This window comes from Klebsiella variicola (assembly GCF_000828055.2).
Classification (GTDB): domain Bacteria; phylum Pseudomonadota; class Gammaproteobacteria; order Enterobacterales; family Enterobacteriaceae; genus Klebsiella; species Klebsiella variicola.
The window spans coordinates 3,757,878-3,779,229 of the sequence record NZ_CP010523.2; the positions used below are offsets into that span (position 1 = coordinate 3,757,878).

General features: G+C 56.5%; 20 protein-coding genes and 1 pseudogene. 13 read left to right on the forward strand and 8 right to left on the reverse strand.

Annotation, left to right across the window (positions count from 1 at the left end; genetic code table 11):
* Nucleotides 1-247 precede the first annotated feature (247 nt).
* Entirely contained in the window at nucleotides 248-1,840 is a 1,593-nt protein-coding gene (locus SP68_RS17595; RefSeq protein ID WP_008805786.1) for an ABC-F family ATPase, read from the reverse strand.
* A gap of 48 nt (nucleotides 1,841-1,888) precedes the next feature.
* Here SP68_RS17595 and SP68_RS17600 point away from each other — a divergent pair.
* Both SP68_RS17600 and ldtB read left to right on the forward strand, forming a co-directional pair.
* Nucleotides 1,889-2,804: pseudogene (locus SP68_RS17600) on the forward strand (tyrosine-protein phosphatase).
* A gap of 200 nt (nucleotides 2,805-3,004) precedes the next feature.
* Entirely contained in the window at nucleotides 3,005-3,919 is a 915-nt protein-coding gene (gene ldtB, locus SP68_RS17605) for a L,D-transpeptidase (RefSeq protein ID WP_008805784.1), read from the forward strand.
* A gap of 147 nt (nucleotides 3,920-4,066) precedes the next feature.
* On the opposite strand, the gene SP68_RS17610 is transcribed toward ldtB, so the two are convergent.
* The 5 genes from SP68_RS17610 to mntR form a co-directional block, all read right to left on the reverse strand.
* Nucleotides 4,067-4,783, reverse strand: coding sequence for a GntR family transcriptional regulator (locus SP68_RS17610; RefSeq protein WP_016160535.1), 717 nt, complete (start codon nucleotides 4,781-4,783; stop codon nucleotides 4,067-4,069).
* A 67-nt stretch (nucleotides 4,784-4,850) separates the two neighbouring features.
* Nucleotides 4,851-6,227 carry a glycoside hydrolase family 1 protein gene (locus tag SP68_RS17615; RefSeq protein WP_012542372.1) on the reverse strand — a complete coding sequence of 459 codons (1,377 nt, stop codon included), beginning with the start codon at nucleotides 6,225-6,227 and terminating at the stop codon, nucleotides 4,851-4,853.
* Nucleotides 6,228-6,383: 156 nt separating this feature from the next.
* Entirely contained in the window at nucleotides 6,384-7,424 is a 1,041-nt protein-coding gene (locus SP68_RS17620; RefSeq protein WP_022065789.1) for an aldo/keto reductase, read from the reverse strand.
* A 107-nt stretch (nucleotides 7,425-7,531) separates the two neighbouring features.
* Complete coding sequence (locus SP68_RS17625) at nucleotides 7,532-8,644, reverse strand: anion transporter (protein ID WP_040973994.1); 1,113 nt, start codon at nucleotides 8,642-8,644, stop codon at nucleotides 7,532-7,534.
* A complete protein-coding gene (gene mntR / locus SP68_RS17630; RefSeq protein ID WP_008805779.1) occupies nucleotides 8,641-9,114 on the reverse strand; it encodes a manganese-binding transcriptional regulator MntR in 474 nt (157 codons plus the stop codon). The genes SP68_RS17625 and mntR overlap by 4 nt, the downstream gene beginning before the upstream one ends.
* Before the next feature lie 185 nt (nucleotides 9,115-9,299).
* On the opposite strand from mntR, the gene mntS reads away from it, so the two are divergent.
* Together mntS and SP68_RS17640 are read left to right on the forward strand one after the other, a co-directional pair.
* A complete protein-coding gene (gene mntS, locus SP68_RS17635; protein WP_012542374.1) occupies nucleotides 9,300-9,425 on the forward strand; it encodes a manganase accumulation protein MntS in 126 nt (41 codons plus the stop codon).
* Between the two features lie 268 nt (nucleotides 9,426-9,693).
* Nucleotides 9,694-11,274 (forward strand): phosphoethanolamine transferase, encoded by a 1,581-nt coding sequence (locus SP68_RS17640; RefSeq protein ID WP_012968654.1) that lies wholly within the window; start codon nucleotides 9,694-9,696, stop codon nucleotides 11,272-11,274.
* Between the two features lie 90 nt (nucleotides 11,275-11,364).
* Here SP68_RS17640 and ompX read toward each other — a convergent pair whose 3' ends face one another.
* Entirely contained in the window at nucleotides 11,365-11,880 is a 516-nt protein-coding gene (gene ompX / locus SP68_RS17645) for an outer membrane protein OmpX (protein ID WP_008805777.1), read from the reverse strand.
* A gap of 351 nt (nucleotides 11,881-12,231) precedes the next feature.
* On the opposite strand from ompX, the gene rhtA reads away from it, so the two are divergent.
* From rhtA to ybiO, 6 genes are all read left to right on the forward strand, one after another.
* Nucleotides 12,232-13,119 (forward strand): threonine/homoserine exporter RhtA, encoded by an 888-nt coding sequence (rhtA, locus tag SP68_RS17650; RefSeq protein WP_008805776.1) that lies wholly within the window; start codon nucleotides 12,232-12,234, stop codon nucleotides 13,117-13,119.
* A gap of 237 nt (nucleotides 13,120-13,356) precedes the next feature.
* Nucleotides 13,357-13,860 (forward strand): DNA starvation/stationary phase protection protein Dps, encoded by a 504-nt coding sequence (gene dps, locus SP68_RS17655; protein WP_002895841.1) that lies wholly within the window; start codon nucleotides 13,357-13,359, stop codon nucleotides 13,858-13,860.
* Between the two features lie 430 nt (nucleotides 13,861-14,290).
* Complete coding sequence (gene glnH, locus SP68_RS17660; RefSeq protein WP_004886198.1) at nucleotides 14,291-15,037, forward strand: glutamine ABC transporter substrate-binding protein GlnH; 747 nt, start codon at nucleotides 14,291-14,293, stop codon at nucleotides 15,035-15,037.
* 125 nt (nucleotides 15,038-15,162) lie between these two features.
* Nucleotides 15,163-15,822 (forward strand): glutamine ABC transporter permease GlnP, encoded by a 660-nt coding sequence (gene glnP / locus SP68_RS17665; protein WP_002895837.1) that lies wholly within the window; start codon nucleotides 15,163-15,165, stop codon nucleotides 15,820-15,822.
* Complete coding sequence (gene glnQ / locus SP68_RS17670; RefSeq protein WP_008805775.1) at nucleotides 15,819-16,541, forward strand: glutamine ABC transporter ATP-binding protein GlnQ; 723 nt, start codon at nucleotides 15,819-15,821, stop codon at nucleotides 16,539-16,541. Before glnP ends, glnQ begins: the two co-directional genes overlap by 4 nt.
* A gap of 112 nt (nucleotides 16,542-16,653) precedes the next feature.
* Nucleotides 16,654-18,849 carry a mechanosensitive channel protein gene (gene ybiO / locus SP68_RS17675; protein WP_012542377.1) on the forward strand — a complete coding sequence of 732 codons (2,196 nt, stop codon included), beginning with the start codon at nucleotides 16,654-16,656 and terminating at the stop codon, nucleotides 18,847-18,849.
* Here ybiO and rlmF read toward each other — a convergent pair whose 3' ends face one another.
* Complete coding sequence (gene rlmF, locus SP68_RS17680; RefSeq protein WP_040973991.1) at nucleotides 18,850-19,764, reverse strand: 23S rRNA (adenine(1618)-N(6))-methyltransferase RlmF; 915 nt, start codon at nucleotides 19,762-19,764, stop codon at nucleotides 18,850-18,852.
* A 96-nt stretch (nucleotides 19,765-19,860) separates the two neighbouring features.
* Here rlmF and SP68_RS17685 point away from each other — a divergent pair, with 96 nt between their 5' ends.
* From SP68_RS17685 to SP68_RS17695, 3 genes are all read left to right on the forward strand, one after another.
* Nucleotides 19,861-20,475, forward strand: a complete 615-nt coding sequence (locus SP68_RS17685) for a flavin reductase family protein (RefSeq protein WP_008805772.1) — start codon at nucleotides 19,861-19,863, stop codon at nucleotides 20,473-20,475.
* Between the two features lie 139 nt (nucleotides 20,476-20,614).
* Nucleotides 20,615-20,875: a YdgH/BhsA/McbA family protein gene (locus SP68_RS17690; protein WP_016160534.1), complete on the forward strand. Its 261-nt coding sequence runs from the start codon at nucleotides 20,615-20,617 to the stop codon at nucleotides 20,873-20,875.
* A 20-nt stretch (nucleotides 20,876-20,895) separates the two neighbouring features.
* Complete coding sequence (locus tag SP68_RS17695) at nucleotides 20,896-21,162, forward strand: DksA/TraR family C4-type zinc finger protein (RefSeq protein WP_002895824.1); 267 nt, start codon at nucleotides 20,896-20,898, stop codon at nucleotides 21,160-21,162.
* Nucleotides 21,163-21,352 lie beyond the last annotated feature (190 nt).

Consider the following 21,352-nt stretch of genomic DNA (forward strand, 5'->3'; position numbering starts at 1 on the left):
CTACAGCACTGTGCGGTTTGGTAGCCCGGGTAACGGACAGTTTCAGTAACCATGGGTACAAGATAGCGCTCTTAAGCTCACAATGGCACGGACCGTAGGCCGGATAAGGCGCAGCCGCCATCCGGCGCGAAAGTGGCTCTTTACCCGCAGTTATTGCCCGGCGGCGCTACGCTTGCGCGGGCCTACAGATCACATGCCAGGCGTAGCCCGGGTAAGGCGTAGCCGCTACCCGGGTAACGGACAGGGATTACTCGATACCTTTGCTGCGCAGGTAGTCTTCGTAGTTACCGCTGAAATCGATCACGCGTTCTGGGGTGATCTCCAGGACGCGGGTCGCCAGCGAGCTGACGAACTCGCGGTCGTGAGAAACGAAGATCAGGGTGCCCTGATACATCTCCAGCGCCATGTTCAGCGATTCGATCGATTCCATATCCAGGTGGTTGGTCGGTTCGTCCATGATCAGGATGTTTGGCTTCTGCATCATCAGCTTACCGAACAGCATGCGCCCTTTCTCACCACCAGAAAGGACTTTCGCCGGCTTTTTGATATCGTCCTGGCTAAACAACAGACGGCCGAGGATACTGCGTACCGCCTGCTCGTCGTCGCTTTCCTGCTTCCACTGGCTCATCCACTCGAAGACCGTCAGGTCGTTTTCGAACTCGTACTCATGATCCTGCGCGTAGTAACCAATTTGCGCGTTTTCAGACCATTTCACGGTGCCGTTGTCCGGCTGCAGTTCGCCTACCAGAGTTTTCAGCATGGTGGATTTACCCACGCCATTGGCGCCCAGAATGGCAATCTTCTCGCCCACTTCCAGCAACAGGTTGACCTTTTTGAACAGCGGACCTTCATCAAAGCCTTTGGTAAGGGCTTCCACTTCCAGCGCGTTACGGAACAGTTTCTTGTCCTGTTCGAAGCGGATAAACGGGTTCTGACGGCTGGAGGCTTTAACCTCTTCCAGCTTGATTTTGTCAATCTGGCGCGCGCGCGAGGTGGCCTGACGTGATTTAGAAGCGTTGGCGCTAAAGCGGCTAACGAAGGACTGCAGGTCCGCAATCTGCGCTTTTTTCTTGGCGTTGTCCGCCAGCAGACGCTCACGCGCCTGGGTGGCCGCGGTCATGTATTCGTCGTAGTTGCCCGGATAGACGCGCAGCTCGCCGTAGTCGAGGTCCGCCATGTGGGTGCAGACCATGTTCAGGAAGTGACGGTCGTGCGAGATGATGATCATGGTGCTGTCGCGATCGTTCAGCGTCTGCTCCAGCCAGCGGATGGTGTCGATGTCCAGGTTGTTCGTCGGTTCGTCGAGCAGCAGGATATCCGGATTGGAGAACAGCGCCTGCGCCAGCAGGACGCGCAGTTTCCAGCCCGGCGCGACTTCGCTCATCGGGCCGTAATGCTGTTCAACCGGAATGCCGACGCCGAGCAGCAGTTCGCCGGCGCGCGCTTCGGCGGAGTAACCGTCCATCTCGCCGTATTTGACTTCCAGGTCGGCCACTTTATAGCCGTCTTCCTCGCTCATTTCGGGCAGCGCGTAGATGCGATCGCGCTCTTGCTTCACTTCCCACAGCTCGCCGTGGCCCATGATAACCGTATCCAGCACGGTGAATGCTTCGAAGGCGAACTGATCCTGGCGCAGCTTACCGATACGCTCGTTCGGGTCGAGAGAAACGTTGCCCAGCGTCGGCTCGAGATCGCCGCCGAGGATCTTCATAAAGGTCGATTTACCGCTGCCGTTGGCGCCGATCAGACCATAACGGTTGCCGCCGCCAAATTTAACGGAGATATTTTCGAACAGCGGCTTACTGCCAAACTGCATGGTAACGTTGCTGGATACTAGCACGGGGATATCCTGAAAAAAGAGAATGAGGGGTGTGACACAACAGACATTATGCCAGCAAATGACACACTTTTCACGGCCTGCGGTAAATTCCGCCGCGGCGCTTGTGCTAAGGTCTTTGTCAGATGAGCCGCAGACCAGGGCTCAAACGGTTATTCTGTACGTCATTATGAGGAACCCCATGACCACCAGCCTACCGCGACACCCGGCTTTTTTATCCCTGCAGGGCGGTATCAATTTTCGCGACCTCGGCGGCCAGCGCGCCGCCGACGGACGCACGGTACGCAGCGGCAAGCTGCTACGCTCCGGCGCGCTAAATCGGTTGACGGCGGACGATCTCAACCATCTGGCGACGCTGCCGCTCAGTCGGGTGCTCGACTATCGCGACCCCGGCGAAGTGCAGCGCACCCCTGACAAGCTTAGCCCGCTCACTCACTATTTAAACGCGCCCGCTAATCCGCCGCTCGGCGATGTGAATGCGAAAGTCACCGAGCTGAATGCTGCCACCCTTAACGCGCTGAACGGGGAGCAGTTTATGCTGCAACTGTATCGCCAGTTGCCCTTTAATAACCCGGCCTATCGCCAGCTCGCCGCCTGGCTGACCACGCCTTTTGAAGGCGCTTTACTGCAACACTGCGCCGTCGGCAAAGATCGCACCGGCGTCGGCTGCGCGTTAACCCTGTTTGCCGTCGGATGCGACAGCGAGACGGTCATGGAGGAGTATCTGCTCACCCACGGCATGCTGACACAAGTGGAAGCCTGGATGCTGGAGATGCTGGGCAACGACCTGACGCCCCAGGGACGCCAGAGTCTGGCGGATATCCTGACGGTGAAAGAGTCCTATCTCGCCGCCGCGCTGTCAGCCATCCACCAGCGCTATGGCACGGTCGACGCCTGGCTGGCAGAAGAGTACCAGCTCACCGCCCCGGCACGCGCTTCGCTACAGGACCGGTTACTGGAAGGATAACCTCCCTGTCACCCGCGTGAGAGGCGGCGATTGCATCATCCGCCAGCCCCGTCAGCCGAGGCTACAGGGAAAAAAATGTGATTTCGTACACATCTGATTTACCTGTTTAGCGGAATGCACATATAATGCGCTCCCATCTACTGTCTCAATCATTAACAAAGGCCTGTGTGGCGTTGATTTCGCACACGACATTAAAGACTATGAAATTATCTACACTCTTAGCGGCAGCCTTCGCCCTCGTAGGCTTTTGCAATACAGCGTCTGCTGTCACCTATCCTTTGCCGACCGACGGCAGCCGTTTGGTTGGTCAGAATCAGGTCATCACCATTCCGGATGATAACAAGCAGCCGCTGGAATACTTTGCGGCGAAATATCAGATGGGGCTGTCCAACATGCTGGAAGCCAACCCGGGGGTGGACACCTATCTGCCAAAAGGCGGTAGCGTCCTGAACATCCCGCAGCAGCTGATCCTGCCGGACACCGTCCACGAAGGCATCGTCATCAACAGCGCCGAGATGCGTCTGTATTACTATCCGAAAGGCACCAACACCGTGATCGTTCTGCCGATCGGTATCGGCCAGTTAGGTAAAGATACGCCGATTAACTGGACCACCAAAGTCGAACGCAAGAAGGCCGGCCCGACCTGGACGCCGACCGCCAAGATGCACGCTGAATACGCCGCTGCCGGCAACCCGCTGCCAGCCGTCGTACCGGCCGGTCCGGATAACCCGATGGGTCTGTACGCGTTATATATTGGCCGTCTGTACGCCATCCACGGCACCAACGCTAACTTTGGTATTGGCCTGCGCGTGAGCCACGGCTGCGTGCGTCTGCGCAACGATGACATCAAATTCCTGTTTGAGAATGTGCCGGTCGGCACCCGCGTGCAGTTTATCGATGAGCCGGTAAAAGCGACCACCGAGCCGGACGGCAGCCGTTACATTGAGGTTCACAACCCGCTGTCGACCACCGAAGCGCAGTTCCAGGGCGGCGAAATCGTGCCGATCACCCTGACTCAGCCGGTACAGGCGATCACCAGCCAGTCTGATGTCGATCAGAACGTGGTTGAGCAGGCTATCCAGAACCGCTCCGGTATGCCGGTGCGTCTGAACTAAGTTCTGCATGACAAGAAAAACGGCGGGCCTGATGCCCGCCGTTTTTTTATCTGCATTTCCCCGGGCTGCGGCTGACGCCTTGCCTGGGTTACCAAACCTGACAACACCCTGGGCCTGCTAAGCGCTGCGCAAACAGGGGTCCCCGGTCTAGCCGTTATTCACCAGAATAATCCCGCCGTGATCGTAGCGATAGTGACAGTGGGCATACTCCAGCGGCGTACCGTCTTCGAGGTAGATCACCTGTTCAACCTCCAGCACCGGGTCGGTGAGGTCGCAGTGAAGATGTAATTTATCCAGTTCATCCGGCTTCATCGCACGCACCACGCGGTAAGATCCCATCAGCTTCAGCCCCAGCGTCTCCTGGATATAGCGAAACACCGAGCTTTCCAGATGGCTTTTATTGAGCCCCGGCACCAGCCCCACCGGCATGACCGTCAGATCCAGCGACACCGGTTCCCCGTTGAGCAACCGCAGGCGAACGAAGTCATACACCGGCGCATCGGCGTCAATCAGCAGCGAACTCTGCTCTTTGTCGCTGGGAAAACGCACCTCAAAGCGCACCACTTCGCTTTGTACCTCGCCAAGATGCTCCCAGGTTTTGGTGGCGCCAAAATAGTCGCTGCCGGGCAACTCCCACTGCGACAGCTGGAGAAAATTTTTCCGCACAAAGGTACCCAGTCCTTTGCGGGTATAGATAAGCCCTTCGACGATTAACTGACGCATCGCCTGCTGGATCGTCATCCGGCTGGTGTTGAACTCCGCCGCCAGCGCAAACTGGTCGGGTAGCGGCGCGCTGGCAGGATACTGCTGGCTGATGATGCGTTTTTTTATTTCCCGCGCGATTTGCAGATACTTCGCCGTCATTCCCGGTCCTTTTACATTCTGTGTGTGGCTGGCGGACAGCATACTTGACCTGACCGCCAGGACACTGTTACATCGCTTCGCCGTTGCTGTGGATCACCTGCTTTAGCCACGCATAGCTCTTCTTCGGCACCCGCCGCAGATCCTTGAGGTCATGGTTCTCACGATTGACGTACACCACGCCGTAGCGCTTACGCATATCGCCCTGAGAGCTGAGGATATCGATTAATCCCCAGCCGAGATAGCCAATCACCTGCGCGCCGTCCTCAAATATCGCCGCTTTCATGGCGTTAATATGGTCGCGATGGTAGGCGATGCGGTAATCATCGGCAATGGGATGTTCGCCATCCCAGGATTCGATCACCCCGATGCCATTTTCAATCGGGAACACCGGTAGCCGCCAGTCATTGTAATAGCGGGTGATGATCATGCGAAATCCCAGCGGATCGATCTGCCAGTTCCATTCCGTCGCTTTCAGGTACGGGTTATCCTGATTACCGAATAGCATGTAATTGTTGACCGCCGTTCCCGGCGGGATCGCGTCGCTATTGAGCGCACGGCTGGCGTAATAGCTGAACGCCAGATAATCGACCTTCACCGTCGCCATCAGCGCGATATCTTCAGGGCGATAAATATCGTCAAAGCCTTGGCGAGCGACAAAATGCATCACCTCCGGGCTATAACCCTCGCCGGCGTAGGCGCGCAGCAGGTTCTGGTTTAAAAACTCGTCCAGTTGCTGGGCGCAGAGAATATCGCGTGGTTTGCAGGTAGCCGGATAGACCAGCGCATGGGCCAGCATTCCGCCCATCAGGCACTGCGGCTTCGTCTGATGCAGATAGTGGGTCAGATGGACATGCGCCATCATCACGTGGTGCTGGATCTGGTAGAGTTCGCGCAGCGTTTTATCGCCACGCAAATAGCCGGTGATCAGGAAGGCTTCCGGCGAATGGTAGAGGTTCTGTTCATTGAAGGTCAGCCAGTACTTCACCTTATCGCCGTAACAGTCGATCATCTTCTGGCCATAGCGGATAAAGGCGTCCATGACCCGGCGGTCGGTAAAACCGTTGTAACGCTCCGCCAGCGACAGCGGCATATCAAAGTGATACAGGCAGATCATCGGTTCAATACCGCGGGCAATGAGTTCATCGATAAACTGATGGTAGAACGCGATCCCCTCTTCATTGAATTCGCCGTCCCCTTCCGGGCACACCCGGCTCCAGGCGATCTGGAAGCGGTAGCAGTTCATGCCCAGATCCTGCATCAGATCGAAATCTTCGCGAAAGCGATGATAGGAGTCGGTCGCGACCTTCCAGTCCGAGGCGAATTCCGCCGGTTGACGAATATCGTACACCGACATCCCCTTGCCCCCCTCGTTCCACGCCCCCTCCGTCTGCATGCTGGAGACGGAATTACCCCATAAAAAATCTGCCGGTAGTGTGTTCTTCATGCTGCGCCTCGGTATATGACTAGTCATTTAACTGTAATGACTAGTCATATACAAAAGATCCGCCACCGAAGCAAAAGTCGGATCGTTTTCTGTGAGCCAGGCAAACAAAAAAGATCGCCGCAAGCGGCGATCTTTATAGGCACGGAAAAAACGGCGTTACTGCGCGTCAAGCTGATGACGACGATATTCCCCCTGTCGCTCCAGCATCCAGCCCGGATATTCGCGCGGCAGGGCGCTGACCGCGTCAAGCTGTCGCAACTCATCATCGCTCAGGCGGATAGCGGTCGCAGCGATGTTATCCTGCAACTGCTCGGCCCGTTTGGCGCCAATAATGACGCTGGTCACCGCCGGCTGATGCAGCAGCCACGCCAGGGCAATCTGCGCCACCGATACCCCTTTTGCTTCAGCTATCACCCGCATGACGTCGATGCAATCAAATGCGCGCGCTTTATCCACGGGCGGAAAGTCGAACGCCAGGCGACGACCACCCGCTTCCGCCTCGCCGTCGCGGCGGTATTTCCCGCTCAGCAGGCCGCCCGCCAGCGGACTCCAGACCATCAGGCCGAGTCCTTCGCTTTGCAGCATCGGCACCAGCTCACGTTCCAGGTCACGCCCGGCAATCGTGTAGTAGGCCTGCAGAGAAGCAAAGCGCGAGAGTCCAAGGCGTTCCGCGATGCCCAGCGCTTTGGCGATTTGCCAGGCCGCCCAGTTTGAAACACCGATGTAGCGCACATGCCCCTGCTGTACCAGCGTATCCAGGGCCGACAATGTCTCTTCGATCGGCGTCGCCGGATCGAAGCCGTGCAATTGATAGAGATCGATATGATCGAGCTGCAGGCGGCGCAGGCTCTCTTTCACGCTGCCCATGATGTGGTACCGTGAGCTGCCGCGCGAGTTCACGCCGGCGGTGCCGGTTTCGCCAAACACTTTGGTCGCCACCACCACGTTTTCACGCGGGATTTTCAGATTTATCAGCGCCTGACCGGTAATCTCTTCAGAGCGCCCTTCCGAGTAGACGTTGGCGGTATCGATAAAGTTGATCCCGGCGTCCAGCGCGCTGCCGACCAGCTGTTCGGCTTCAGCCTGGCGCAGCTGGCCGATTTTGCCCCACATCCCTTCTTCGCCGCCGAAGGTCATGGTGCCCAGGCACAGCTCAGAGACAAACAGACCGGTATTGCCCAGTTTTTGATATCGCATAGCACTCTCCTCAACAGGATGGTTAACGTCAGCGGTATAGTTATACCGCTGTGTCGAGGCGTGCGAATGGGGTGTTTCTGTCAGTTTCTTGCCCAATTCTGCAGAAATCAGGCGCAGAGTTTAAAGAGCCAATAGCCGCTGATGGCCGCCCATAGCAGCATAGGAATGGAGTAAAGATGGAAGCGCCACCAGATCCGCCGATCGCTGGCCATGCGCAGGGCGATGATATTGGCCAGCGATCCTGGCAGCAGACCAAAGCCGCCCACGTTAACCGCCCAGGCAAGCAGTATCGACGGCGGGACATAGTTGAGCAGCAGAATGGTCGAGGGCACATTACTGATCACCTGAGACAGGCCGATGGCGGTCAGCCACAGTCCGCCGCCGGAAAGCGTCCCGACGCCGCTCAGCACATGATGCAGCGCCGGAAGCTGGGTCAGCAGGTGGACGTCGATAAACATCACCATAAACACCAGCAGCAGCGACCAGTCCACATGGACGATCACCGCCCGGGCCAGAATCAGGAAGCCCAGCAGCACCAGCGCCAGCCCCCACAGCGCCTGATTCATCTCCAGCGCCGTCAGGAACACCAGATACAATCCCAGACAGCTCCAGACCAGCTTAGGCTGCCACGATGGCGCCTTATCGCTACTCTGGTAGCTGAGCCGGTTTGCCGGGAAACAGAACCAGCACAGCACCAGCAGGGTCAACATCATTGCCGCCGCCAGGGGTAACATCTCGCCGATAAACCCGACGAAAGAGAGGCCGGACCGTCCCCACAGCAAAATGTTCTGTGGGTTGCCGATCGGCGTCAGCAGCGACCCGGCGTTAACCGCCAGCGCTTCGAAGATAATCAGACGGTTAACCGGGATCGCACACCACTTTTTCAGCGTCAGCGTCAGCGGCACCACAATAAACAGGGCCACATCGTTGGTCAGGAAGGTGGACAGGAGCGCTGCCGCCAGCACCATAAAGATGGCCAGCTGGCGCTCAGTCACGAAGCGGCGGGCCATTTTCCTCCCCAGCACGTCAAAGTAGCCGCTCAGTTCAATGCCCTTGGTCAACAGCATCAGGCCGCTGAGCGTGATGATGGTATGCCAGTCAATGGCCGCCGGCCAGCTTGCCGGGACAAACGGCACGATGGCGCTGAGCACGCAGGCGATAATCAGCAGCAGGTGTAAAAAACGGTCGCGCAGCAGCGACTGAATAAAGGGAAGAGTCATGCTTCCTGGGATCCCTGTTTCTGGGTAAATTTCAGGAACATCGCCAGCGTCTCTTCACTCACGTGATGCTCCATTCCCTCCGCATCGCGGCGGGCGATTTCCGGACTGACGCCAATGGCCAGCAGAAAGTTTTCCACAATCTGGTGGCGTTCGCGACTTTCCTGGGCCAGCTTTTCCCCTTCCGGGGTTAAGAAGATCCCGCGCCAGGGGATCTGTTCGATCAGACCCACGCTGGCCAGGCGTTTGAGCATTTTGGCGACCGTGGGCTGCGAAACGCCAAGACGCGCCGCCATATCCACCTGGCGCGCCTCCCCCACTTCGTTGATCAGATCGGAGATCAGCTCCACATAGTCATCGATCAGTTCGCGGCGATGCGCTTCCCGCACCTGACGGAACCCCTCAACGTGCTCTTCAACATTTACTAACTGCGTCACTTTTTTTGTTATTGGCTTACCTGCGCGACGGTTCATTGTGCTTCCTCATTCGTGTGACGCGTCAAGCATCATATAAAAAGATCCACATTGTAATGGATTGCGCCAAGAGCACAAAAAATTAACGTTTTAGCCATAGCTATAAAATATAGCCTGTGCTATATCTGTATGTAATGCAAACAGCCATCATGGATTGACGGCGTGAACAGGCAGGAGGAGAGCAGATGAACGAATTCAAGAGGTGCTTAAACGTGTTTAGCCATTCCCCTTTTAAAGTACGATTAATGCTGATCGGTATGCTGTGCGAGATGATCAACGGTAAACCACAGCAGGGCAAACCCCATTCCTAAGGCGGCGTCGCGGTACGCCGCTTCATTTTTCTGTCATCTTCTGCCGGTAAAATGACCGGTTTCCCCCGTTTCCCTGACCTTTTTTCAAGTTTTGTAAGCGCCCTCGCAAAACAATCTGTTATGTCTGGTTGACCTTACCATTTACAAGCCCTATCTTTGCACAGCCCTGCCACATTCGCGGCTCGCAGAGACCCTCTTCACGCACTGTCCAGCAGGTTTTACCCCTTGTCGCCAGGGGATGCGCATGGCCTCTTTTTGATTGTTTACTATGAATGTCACCACCCTGAAAGATACGCTGGTCGCCCGCCGACTGGCACTGAACCCATGGACAGGATTCTACTTTTTACAATCGCTGTTGATTAACCTGGCGCTGGGCTATGAATTTAGCCTGCTCTATACCGTGGCATTTACCTGCGTGTTACATCTTCTGTGGCGCGCTTTTCCGCGCGTCCAGAAAGGGGTAGTCGGCGCCTATTCGCTGCTGGCGGCCCTGTATTACCCCTTTGGCCAGGCTTACGGCGCCCCCAATTTCAACACCTTGCTGGCGCTGCACGCGACCAACGTGGAAGAATCTACGGAAATTCTGACCATCTTCCCGTGGTACAACTATCTGCTGGCGGTCTTCATTTTCGCACTGGGGATCATTGCGGTCCGCCGCAGGATCGTTGAGCCCTCCCGCTGGGGAAAAATGGAGACCCTGGGCCTGCTGTTCAGCGTCGGGATCTTCTTTCTGCAGCCGGTGCAAAACCTCGCCTGGGGCGGCGTGTTCAAGGTGATTGACACCGGTTATCCGGCCTTTCGTTTTGTGAAAGACGTGGTGGTGAATAATAACGAGGTGCTGGACGAGCAGGCGCGAATGGCGCAGCTGGCCGGCATGAAAGACAGCTGGCACGTGCTGGCGGTGAAGCCAAAGTACCATCTCTATGTGGTGGTGATTGGCGAGAGCGCCCGTCGCGACGCCCTCGGCGCCTTCGGCGGCCACTGGGATAACACGCCGTTTGCCAGCTCAGTAAACGGTTATCTGTTTAACAACTATGTCGCCGCCAGCGGCTCGACGCAGAAATCGCTCGGCCTGACGCTTAACCGGGTGGTCGACGGCAAACCGCAGTTTCAGGATAACTTTGTCACCCTCGCCAACCGCGCGGGTTTCCAGACCTGGTGGTTCTCCAACCAGGGGCAGATTGGCGAGTACGACACCGCTATCGCCAGCATCGCCAAACGTGCGGATGAAGTCCAGTTCCTGAAAAACGGCGATTTCGAGGCCAATAAAAATACTCAGGACGAGCAGTTATTAAAGCTGACCGAGCAGGTACTCTCTACGCAGCGCACCCAGCCGCAGCTGATTGTCCTGCATCTGATGGGCTCTCACCCGCAGGCCTGCGATCGGACCAAAGGCAAGTACACGGTTTTCGTCCAGTCGAAAGAGACCTCCTGTTATCTCTACAGCATGACGCAGACCGATTCGCTGCTGGCTAAGCTATACAGTCAGTTGCAAAACTCCGGCGATACCTTTTCACTGACCTACTTTTCCGATCATGGTCTGGCGTTCAAGGAGCGGGGAAAAGAGGTGCAGTATCTGGCGCATGACGATAAGTTCCAGCAGAACTTCCAGGTGCCGTTTATGGTGCTGTCCAGCGATGACAAAGCGCATAAAGTGATTAAAGCGCAGCGCTCAGCGAATGATTTCCTCAGTTTCTTCTCCCAGTGGACCGGGATCAAGGCGGCGGAAATCGTCCCGCGCTATCGTTTTATCTCTGAGCAAAAGGCCGGTCCGGTGTACATCACCAACTTCCAGCTGCAGAAGGTGGACTACGCTCACCTCGGTACCGATGAGTTCACCGTCAATTAATCGTGCAGGCCGGGCCAGTCGCTCAGGCTGGCCGGCAACAGGCAAAAAAAATCCGCCCCGAAAGGCGGATTTTTTATATCACCGGAGTGATTAGAAGCGGTAACCCACGCCAGCAATCCAGGTACCGACGTCAACGTTACGAATACGAGACTGCTCGTAGGAGAAGTCCAGAGCAACGTTTTCGATCGGGTTGAACTGCAGACCAGCACCGTAGGAGAAACCGTAGTCGCTCATATCGGATTTCTGGTTCGGGAAGTTGTTGTTCTGGAATTTACCGTAACCAACACCCACTACACCGTAGATGCTTGCCCAGTCGTTCAGACGGTAAGCCGGACCTGCGGTGATGCCGTAGTACTGACCTTTGTTGTAAGTACCGTTGCTGGTGTTATCCTTTTCGGTGTAGGTGAAGGAACCGATAACGCCCAGCGGGTTGTTATCTTGCTCGTAACGGTATTTCAGGTTGAAACCGCCAGCTTTGTTCGCTTTACCCTGCATGTCGCTCTGCGCGTAACCGCCGGTTACGGTAGAAGTTGCAGCAAATGCAGTGGTACCTACGGATGCAGCCAGAACAACGGCCAGTGCTGAAAGACGTGCAATTTTATTCATAACCACCTCAAATGTGTTTCTAATAAGTCCTAAGCCTTAAATATATCAAAAACTTTTGGGAAACTCTTTGGAGTTTACATTGTCTAACATACTTTTTCATGTAACCAAAAGTTTCCATATTTCTATAACAATATGGAAAACAACAATTTTTGGCGTTAACGTACATCTTAACGCTCATTAAGAAATTCGCAAGCATCCAGATTAATCTTAATCACCTGGCGAATTTCTCAGCAATGTGCGCCATTCTACTGTTTTTGCCTCTGTTTTTTTCAACATTAGCTCAACCGTCAGCAGGTTATTCCAGTACACTGGCACTTTTACGACTTTTGACAAAACCTGACAGGAGAAAGGATGCCCGGTCCATCCCGAAAAGCGGCGGCATGGTTGCCGATTCTGGTGATTTTAATCGCCATGACCTCGATTCAGAGCGGCGCATCGCTCGCCAAATCGCTGTTCCCGTTGGTCGGCGCCCCGGGGGTCACCGCCCTGCGCCTGGCGCTCGGGACGCTGATTTTGGTGGTCGTGTTCAAGCCATGGCGGTTACGTTTCTCCCCGGCGCAGCGCGTGCCGCTGCTACTGTACGGCCTGGCGCTCGGCGCGATGAACTATCTCTTTTATTTATCCCTGCAGCGTATTCCGCTCGGCGTGGCGGTAGCCCTGGAGTTTACCGGCCCGCTGGCGGTGGCGCTGTTTGGTTCGCGCCGACCGCTGGATTTTGTCTGGGTGGCGCTGGCGATCCTCGGACTGTGGTATCTCCTGCCGCTGGGGCAGAACGTGGCGCAGGTCGATTTAACCGGCGCGCTCTTTGCCCTGGGCGCCGGCGCCTGCTGGGCGGTCTATATTCTGACCGGGCAGCGCGCCGGTGAAGAGCATGGGCCAGCCACGGTGGCGATGGGGTCGCTCATCGCCTCGCTGGTGTTTGTTCCGTTAGGCATGGCGCAGGCTACGGATACGCTGTGGCAATGGTCGCTGCTGCCGATGGGGCTGGGGATTGCTATTCTCTCAACCGCGCTGCCCTACTCTCTCGAAATGATGGCCTTGACGCGCCTGCCGACGCGCACCTTCGGCACGCTGATGAGCCTTGAACCAGCATTAGCCGCCCTTTCCGGTATGGTCTTCCTCGGCGAAACGTTGAAGCTCTCCCAGACCCTGGCGCTGGGCGCGATCATTATCGCCTCGATGGGCGCCACGCTGACCATGCAGCGACAAAGTAAAATCGAGCAAGTCGATATCAATTAACATTCTGTTACGCCGCCGGCCCGTGAGAAATCCGGGCCGTTCAGCTAAATATAACCCTATGATATTTAGCGATTTTCAAAATAACCAACCACTTTGCGCTATCGAAGTGATATGGCCTGCCGATGCCTCACTCTTTGAAACCCTTGCTATACTTAGTCCCGAAGTTACCTGGGACAACGCTCCACATCATTCAGATTTGAAGTGTGACGAGCATCAATATCAAGAGGATATGAAACGATGAGTACCGCAAAACTGGTTAAATCAAAAGCATCTAATCTGGTCTATACCCGCAACGATGTCGCTGACAGCGAAAAGAAAGCGACCATTGAGCTGTTGAATCGCCAGGTGATCCAGTTCATTGACCTGTCACTTATCACCAAGCAGGCACACTGGAATATGCGCGGTGCGAACTTTATCGCCGTGCACGAAATGCTGGATGGCTTCCGTACCGCGCTAACCGAGCACCTGGACACCATGGCGGAGCGCGCCGTGCAGCTGGGCGGCGTCGCACTGGGCACCACTCAGGTCATTAACAGCAAAACGCCGCTGCAGAGCTACCCGCTCGATATCCATCACGTTCAGGATCACCTGAAAGCGCTGGCTGACCGCTATGCCGTCGTCGCTAACGATGTGCGCAAGGCGATCGATGAAGCCAAAGACGAGGATACTGCGGATATTTTCACCGCGGCCTCCCGCGATCTGGATAAATTCCTGTGGTTCATTGAAGCGAATATCGAGTAAGGCTTTGCCGCCGGCCGCAGCGCGGTCGGCGGCGCCTTTACTTTTCCCGCCCACCTTTCTGTTTTCCGTTCTATCCGTTTCCCCTTCTATGCTTTTCGTCCCCCTGCTGGCCATGCACTGTTTTAGGGCGCCAAATTGATGAAAATGCGCGCAAAAGTAAAACAATTGTAATAATCACCTCACACAATCGTTACGTTGAGATTGTTTTCCCATCAGGGTTTGCGCTAAAAATGTGCTCGTTATTCAGCAACTCTATAACGCACCAAAGTGACGCCCCATCCTGGTGCAGTGAGTGCCTGTCATGATCGAAATTGTGCAACCGCTCGCGCTTCGTTTGTTGAAAAACAACAGCTTGTAAAAGTGGCACGATTTTTTCATTAGGCTAGTCGTTCTCGCAGGGGATCGTCCCGTGGATATAAAAGGAAATGCTATGAAGTCTGTATTTAAAGTTTCACTGGCTGCACTGACCCTGGCTTTTGCGGTTTCTTCCCATGCCGCCAATAAGACCCTGGTTGTCGCCACCGATACGGCGTTCGTCCCGTTCGAATTTAAGCAAGGCGATAAATATGTCGGGTTTGACGTTGACCTGTGGGCGGCTATCGCCAAAGAGCTGAAGCTCGACTACACCCTGAAGCCAATGGACTTCAGCGGCATTATCCCGGCGCTGCAAACTAAAAATATCGATCTGGCGCTGGCCGGGATCACCATCACCGACGAACGTAAAAAAGCGATCGACTTCTCCGACGGCTACTACAAAAGCGGCCTGCTGGTGATGGTCAACGCCAATAATAACGACATCAAAGATGTGAAAGATCTGAACGGTAAAGTGGTCGCGGTGAAGAGCGGTACCGGCTCCGTTGATTACGCGAAAGCCAATATCAAAACCAAAGATCTGCGTCAGTTCCCGAACATCGATAACGCCTATATGGAACTGGGTACCGGCCGCGCTGATGCCGTGCTGCACGATACGCCAAATATTCTGTACTTCATCAAAACCGCAGGCAACGGCAAGTTCAAAGCGGTAGGCGAATCACTGGAAGCGCAAAACTACGGTATCGCTTTCCCGAAAGGCAGCGACGAGCTGCGTGAGAAAGTGAACGGTGCGCTGAAAACGCTGCGCGAGAATGGTACCTACAACGAAATTTATAAAAAATGGTTCGGCACTGAACCAAAATAATAAGAACACACTTCGCCAGACGCAGCTCCGGCGACATCACAACGGTCTTCCGGCACAGACTCGGCGGGAGACCGTATTTTGGCGGAGGATTTCCTCTGCTCTCGACACGGTAACAGGAACGTATTATGCAGTTTGACTGGAGTGCCATCTGGCCTGCCATTCCGATTTTGCTGGAAGGCGCCAAAATGACGCTGTGGATTTCCGTCCTCGGCCTGGCCGGCGGCCTGATAATCGGTCTGGTGGCCGGTTTCGCCCGCTGCTTCGGCGGCTGGATCGCCAACCACATCGCACTGGTGTTTATTGAAATCATTCGCGGCACCCCGATTGTGGTGCAGGTCATGTTCATCTACTTTGCGCTGCCGATGGCCTTTAGCGACCTGCGCATCGACCCCTTCTCCGCAGCGGTAGTGACCATCATGATTAACTCGGGCGCCTATATCGCGGAAATTACCCGCGGCGCGGTGCTCTCCATTCATAAAGGCTTCCGCGAAGCGGGCCTGGCGCTGGGCCTGTCGCGTCGCGAAACCATTCGCCACGTGATCCTGCCGCTTGCGCTACGCCGCATGCTGCCGCCGCTGGGCAACCAGTGGATTATCAGCATCAAGGATACCTCGCTGTTCATCGTCATCGGCGTCGCCGAACTGACCCGTCAGGGACAGGAGATCATCGCGGGCAACTTCCGCGCCCTGGAAATCTGGAGCGCCGTTGCTGTTATCTACCTGATTATCACCCTGGTCCTGAGCTTTATTCTGCGTCGTCTTGAAAGAAGGATGAAAATCCTGTGATTGAATTTAAAAACGTCTCCAAGCACTTTGGCCCGACCCAGGTGCTGCACGATATCTCCCTGAAAATTAATCAGGGTGAAGTGGTGGTCATTATCGGCCCGTCCGGCTCCGGTAAATCGACGATGCTGCGCTGCATCAATAAACTGGAAGAGATCACCAGCGGCGATCTGATTGTCGATGGCCTGAAGGTCAACGACCCGAAGGTGGACGAACGTCTGATTCGTCAGGAAGCCGGGATGGTATTTCAGCAGTTTTATCTGTTCCCGCACCTCACGGCGCTGGAGAACGTCATGTTTGGTCCGCTGCGGGTGCGCGGCGCCAGCAAGCAGGCGGCAGAGAAGCAGGCGAAAGATCTGCTGGCGAAAGTCGGCCTGGCCGAGCGCGCGCATCACTATCCGTCTGAACTCTCCGGCGGCCAGCAGCAGCGTGTGGCCATTGCCCGCGCGCTGGCGGTGAAGCCAAAGATGATGCTGTTTGATGAACCGACCTCCGCGCTCGACCCGGAACTGCGCCATGAAGTGCTCAAGGTGATGCAGGATCTGGCTGAAGAGGGGATGACGATGGTGATCGTAACCCACGAAATCGGCTTTGCCGAAAAAGTGGCTTCGCGATTGATCTTTATCGACAAAGGACGCATTGCTGAAGACGGCAACCCGCAGGAGCTGGTGAAGAACCCGCCAAGCCCGCGCCTGCGCGAATTCCTGCAGCACGTCGCCTGACCCGCAACGGCTCTCTTCCTCCGCGGAGAGAGCCGCTTTTCCAGATTCCTCTTCCCTCCCCTTCCGCCATCGGCTTCTATACTTACCCGTTTACGTTGCAACGGAGGTGCCCATGCCGTGGATCCTGCTTTTGCTCGCTGCACTGTTTACTGCCCCGCTTTCCGCCGCCGCCCTGCCCGGCGTGCCGACAGCTAACGCCGATAAAACCAGCGCCAGCGAACCCGATGCGGAACAGAAAAGAGCGGCCTACGCCGCGCTGGCTGACGTGCTGGCTAACGACAGCGCCCGTCAGGAGCTCATTGACCAGCTGCGTAAAGCAGCCGCCACGCCGCCGCCAGACAGCACCCCGACGCTGACGCCGCCGGCGGTGAAAGAAGAGACCACGGTGCTGGAGAACGTCACGCAGATCAGCCGGGAATACGGCGAGCAGCTCTCGTCTCGCTTCTCTCAACTGTGGCGCAATATCACCGGCTCACCGCATAAACCTTTTAATTCGCAAACCTTCACCAGCGCGGCCTGGCATTTTTTACTGCTGGCCGGCCTGGTCTTTGCCTTCTGGTGGCTGGTGCGTCTTGCGGCGCTGCCGCTGTATCGCAAAATGGGTGAATGGGGGCGGCATAAAAACCGCGATCGCGGAAACTGGCTCCAGCTGCCCCTGACCATCGCCGGGGCGTTTGTTATCGACCTGCTGCTGCTGGCGCTGACCCTGTTTGTCGGCCAGTTGTTAAGCGATCGCCTGAATGGTAATAACCCCACCATCGCCTTCCAGCAGAGTCTTTTCCTCAACGCCTTCGCGTTGATCGAGTTTTTTAAAGCCATTCTGCGGCTCATTTTCTGCCCGCGCATCCCGGCGCTCCGGCCTTTTAACCTCAGCGACGAAGCCGCGTCATACTGGAGCCTGCGCCTGAGCGCGCTCAGCAGCCTGATTGGCTATGGCCTGATCGTCGCGGTGCCGATTATCTCCAATCAGGTGAATGTTCAGGTTGGCGCGCTGGCTAACGTCGTCATCATGCTGTGCATTACGCTGTGGGCGCTGTACCTGATTTTTCATAACAAGACCTTGATTACGCAGGGGCTAATCCATCTGGCCGACCGTTCGCTCTCCTTCTTTAGCCTGTTTATCCGCGCCTTCGCGCTGGTCTGGCACTGGCTGGCCTGCGCCTACTTTGTGGTGCTCTTTTTCTTCTCCCTGTTCGACCCGGGCAATAGCCTGAAATTCATGATGGGCGCCACCCTGCGCAGCCTGGCCATTATCGGCGGCGCGGCGCTGGTGTCCGGCATCCTGTCGCGCTGGATAGCCAAAACCATCACCCTGTCACCCGCCACCCAGCGCAATTATCCTGAGCTGCAAAAGCGGCTGAATGGCTGGATCTCCGCCTCGCTGAAGGCCGCGCGCATTCTCACCGTCTGCGTCGCCGTCATGCTGCTGCTGAGCGCCTGGGGCCTGTTTGACTTCCGCGAATGGCTGCATAACGATGCCGGGCAAAAAACGGTGGATGTGCTGATCCGCATCGCCCTCATCCTCTTCTTCTCTGCCATCGGCTGGACGGTGCTGGCCAGCCTGATCGAAAACCGGCTGGCCTCGGATATCCATGGTCGCCCGCTGCCCAGCGCGCGGGCCCGGACGCTGCTGACCCTGTTTCGCAACGCGCTGGCGGTGGTGATCAGCACCATCACGGTGATGATCCTGCTTTCGGAGATTGGGGTTAACATTGCGCCGCTGCTGGCGGGCGCCGGGGCGTTAGGGCTGGCGATTTCGTTTGGCGCGCAAACGCTGGTTAAAGATATTATCACCGGCATATTTATCCAGTTTGAGAACGGGATGAATACCGGCGACCTGGTCACCATCGGCCCTTTGACCGGCACCGTGGAACGAATGTCGATTCGCTCCGTGGGGGTACGGCAGGATACCGGCGCCTATCACATTATTCCCTGGTCCTCGATCACCACTTTTGCCAACTTCGTGCGCGGCATTGGCTCGGTAGTCGCCAACTATGATGTCGACCGTCATGAGGATCTGGATAAAGCCAGCCAGGCGCTGAAGGCGGCGGTGGACGATCTGCTGGCCCAGGAGGAGATCCGCGGCCTGATCATTGGCGAACCGTCGTTCGCCGGGCTGGTGGGGCTGAGCAATACCGCCTTTACGCTACGCGTCAGCTTCACCACCCTGCCGCTGAAGCAGTGGACGGTGCGCTTTGCCCTCGACACTCAGGTGAAAAAGCACTTCGATCGCGCCGGGGTTCGCGCCCCGGTACAGACCTGGCAACAGCTGCCGATGCCGGGCTCAGACAGCCCGGCCGCCGAGTAGTTAGAACGGACGGCGGCGTTTGGCGTCGTCCATAAAGCTCCAGGCGATAAAGCGGCTCTGCTTTTGACCCTGGGCCATCTCTTTTTTCACCACTTTCACGGCCCCAACCTCGGTCAGCAGGCGGTAGAGCGGCGGCAGATTGTCGCCGCGCGACACCAGCGAGGTAAACCATTTCACCTGGCGGGCGAAGGCCTGACTTTCGCGGATCATCTGCGAGATAAAGGCCACTTCGCCTCCTTCGCACCACAGCTCCTGCTGCTGACCGCCAAAGTTAAGCGCGCTGTCGGCGCCGAGTCCGAGATTGCGGCGCTTGCGCTCACCGCCCGCCCGGGCGCTCTCTGCGGAGTCATGGAACGGCGGATTACACAGCGTGGCGTCATAGGTCTCGTTTTTGTGGATGACGCCGTGGAAGATGGCCTGGCTCTCTTTTTGCCGACGCAGACGGATCTGCCGGGTCAATCCGGGGTTGCCATTGACAATCGCCTGCGCGCTGGCGAAGGCTTCCGGGCTGATTTCGCTGCCGGTAAAGCGCCAGCCGTACTCGTGAACGCCGATCAGGGGATAGATGAGGCTGGCGCCGGTACCAATATCAAGGATCGTGGCTTGCTTCGGCACCTCGCCACTATCCTGCGCCAGCAGATCCGCCAGATGATGAATATAATCGGCACGCCCGGGCACCGGCGGACAGAGAAAACCGTCAGGAATGTCCCAGTGTTTGACCGCGTAGAAATGCGCCAGCAGCGCTTTATTCAACGCCTTTACTGCCTGCGGATTGGCAAAATCAATGGTCTGCTCACCCAGCGGATTGAGCGTAATGTATCCCTGCAGGTCAGGATGCGCCTGGCAGAGCGCAGGCAGGTCGTAGCGTTGATGGTGGCGGTTACGCGGGTGTAACCCCGGTTTCTGGGCTTTCATGACAATCTCCTTTGAACAGCCGCGTAAGATACCCGTTGACGGCGGCGCGGTAAATAAGGGAGTCTGGATATCTCCTTTATCCGTGACAGGTGCAGCATGTACTTTTATCAACCTTCGCAGGGCCACGGCCTGCCGCACGACCCGCTGAACGCGATAATCGGGCCTCGCCCGATAGGCTGGATCGCCTCGCAGGACGCCGAGGGCCAGCGAAATCTGGCGCCATACAGCTTTTTTAACTGCTTTAACTATCGCCCGCCGATCATTGGTTTCGCCAGCAGCGGCTGGAAAGACAGCGTGCGAAATATCGTCGAAACAAAGGAGTTCGTCTGGAACCTGGCGACGCGACCGCTGGCCGTGGCGATGAATGAAACGTCTGCCTCGATCCCGCACGATGAGGACGAGTTCGTGCGCGCCGGTCTCACCGCCGCCGCCAGCCGCCTGGTCAGCGCCCCCCGAGTCGCGGAGAGTCCGGTGAACTTTGAGTGCCGTCTGTCGCAATGTATTCAACTCACCACCGCCGACGGTAACCCTGTTGATACGTGGCTGGTGCTCGGCGAAGTGGTCGCCGTGCATATTGATGAATCACTGCTGGACAACGGCATCTATCAAACCGCCCGCGCCCAGCCGATCCTGCGCGCCGGAGGTCCGAGCGCCTATTACAGTATTGATGATAGTCTGCGTTTTGACATGATCCGCCCTGACGCCCGCTAAATAATCTACCGGCCAGAGTACCGCTGCCCTGCGCCGGTAGCCTACTAAACGCCTTGTTTTGCATTAAAAATTCCCTATCGCACGGTCGGGAAAGACCTACACTTAAGCTATGTCCCATGCTGTTTATGAGGATATGCTGATGAAAATCACCTCGCTGCTATTCGCCGCTGCGCTCACCGCTCATGCCACCGCGGCCTCTCCCCTGCCACCGACACCCGTACTGCCCTATGCCGGGCCGCTCCGCCCTGTCGGCACCGTCTCCGCCTCCGGTGCCAGCACCCTTGATGATCTGGTGGCCGCCCTCGCGGATAAGGCCCACCGCCAGGGGGCGATAGCCTGGCGGGTCAATGCCGCCAGCAGCGGTAACCGACTGCACGGTTCAGCTATAATTTATCAATAACCTTTCACAGGAGGCAGACGATGGCATCAGGTTGGGCAGGCGATGGGGCCGTTCAGGATCAGATCGACAGCACCATTGACGATGCGGTGGCTCGCGCGCGCCGCGAGCTTCCGCGCGGCGAAAGCAACAAATTTTGTGATGAATGTGGAGAGCCGATTCCGGAGGCCCGTCGACAGGCCATCCCAGGGGTCAGATATTGCGTGAAGTGCCAGCAGGAGAAAGATTTACATAACAATACATTTTCAGGATATAATCGTCGCGGATCCAAGGATAGCCAGCTACGCTGACTTTCCTTTACCGTTCATGACAGCCTTTCGCATTATCTTTTCGCGCACATTTTTTGGCGGAAAAAGTCGCAATATGTGCCCTTAAACGCGTCGGTCTTCCTCGCTACGCTTCGTGACGAAAAGAATGAGAAATAATTTATTAATAATCAGTAAATTATTAATCATTCAAAAAATTCGATGAAGACTGTGA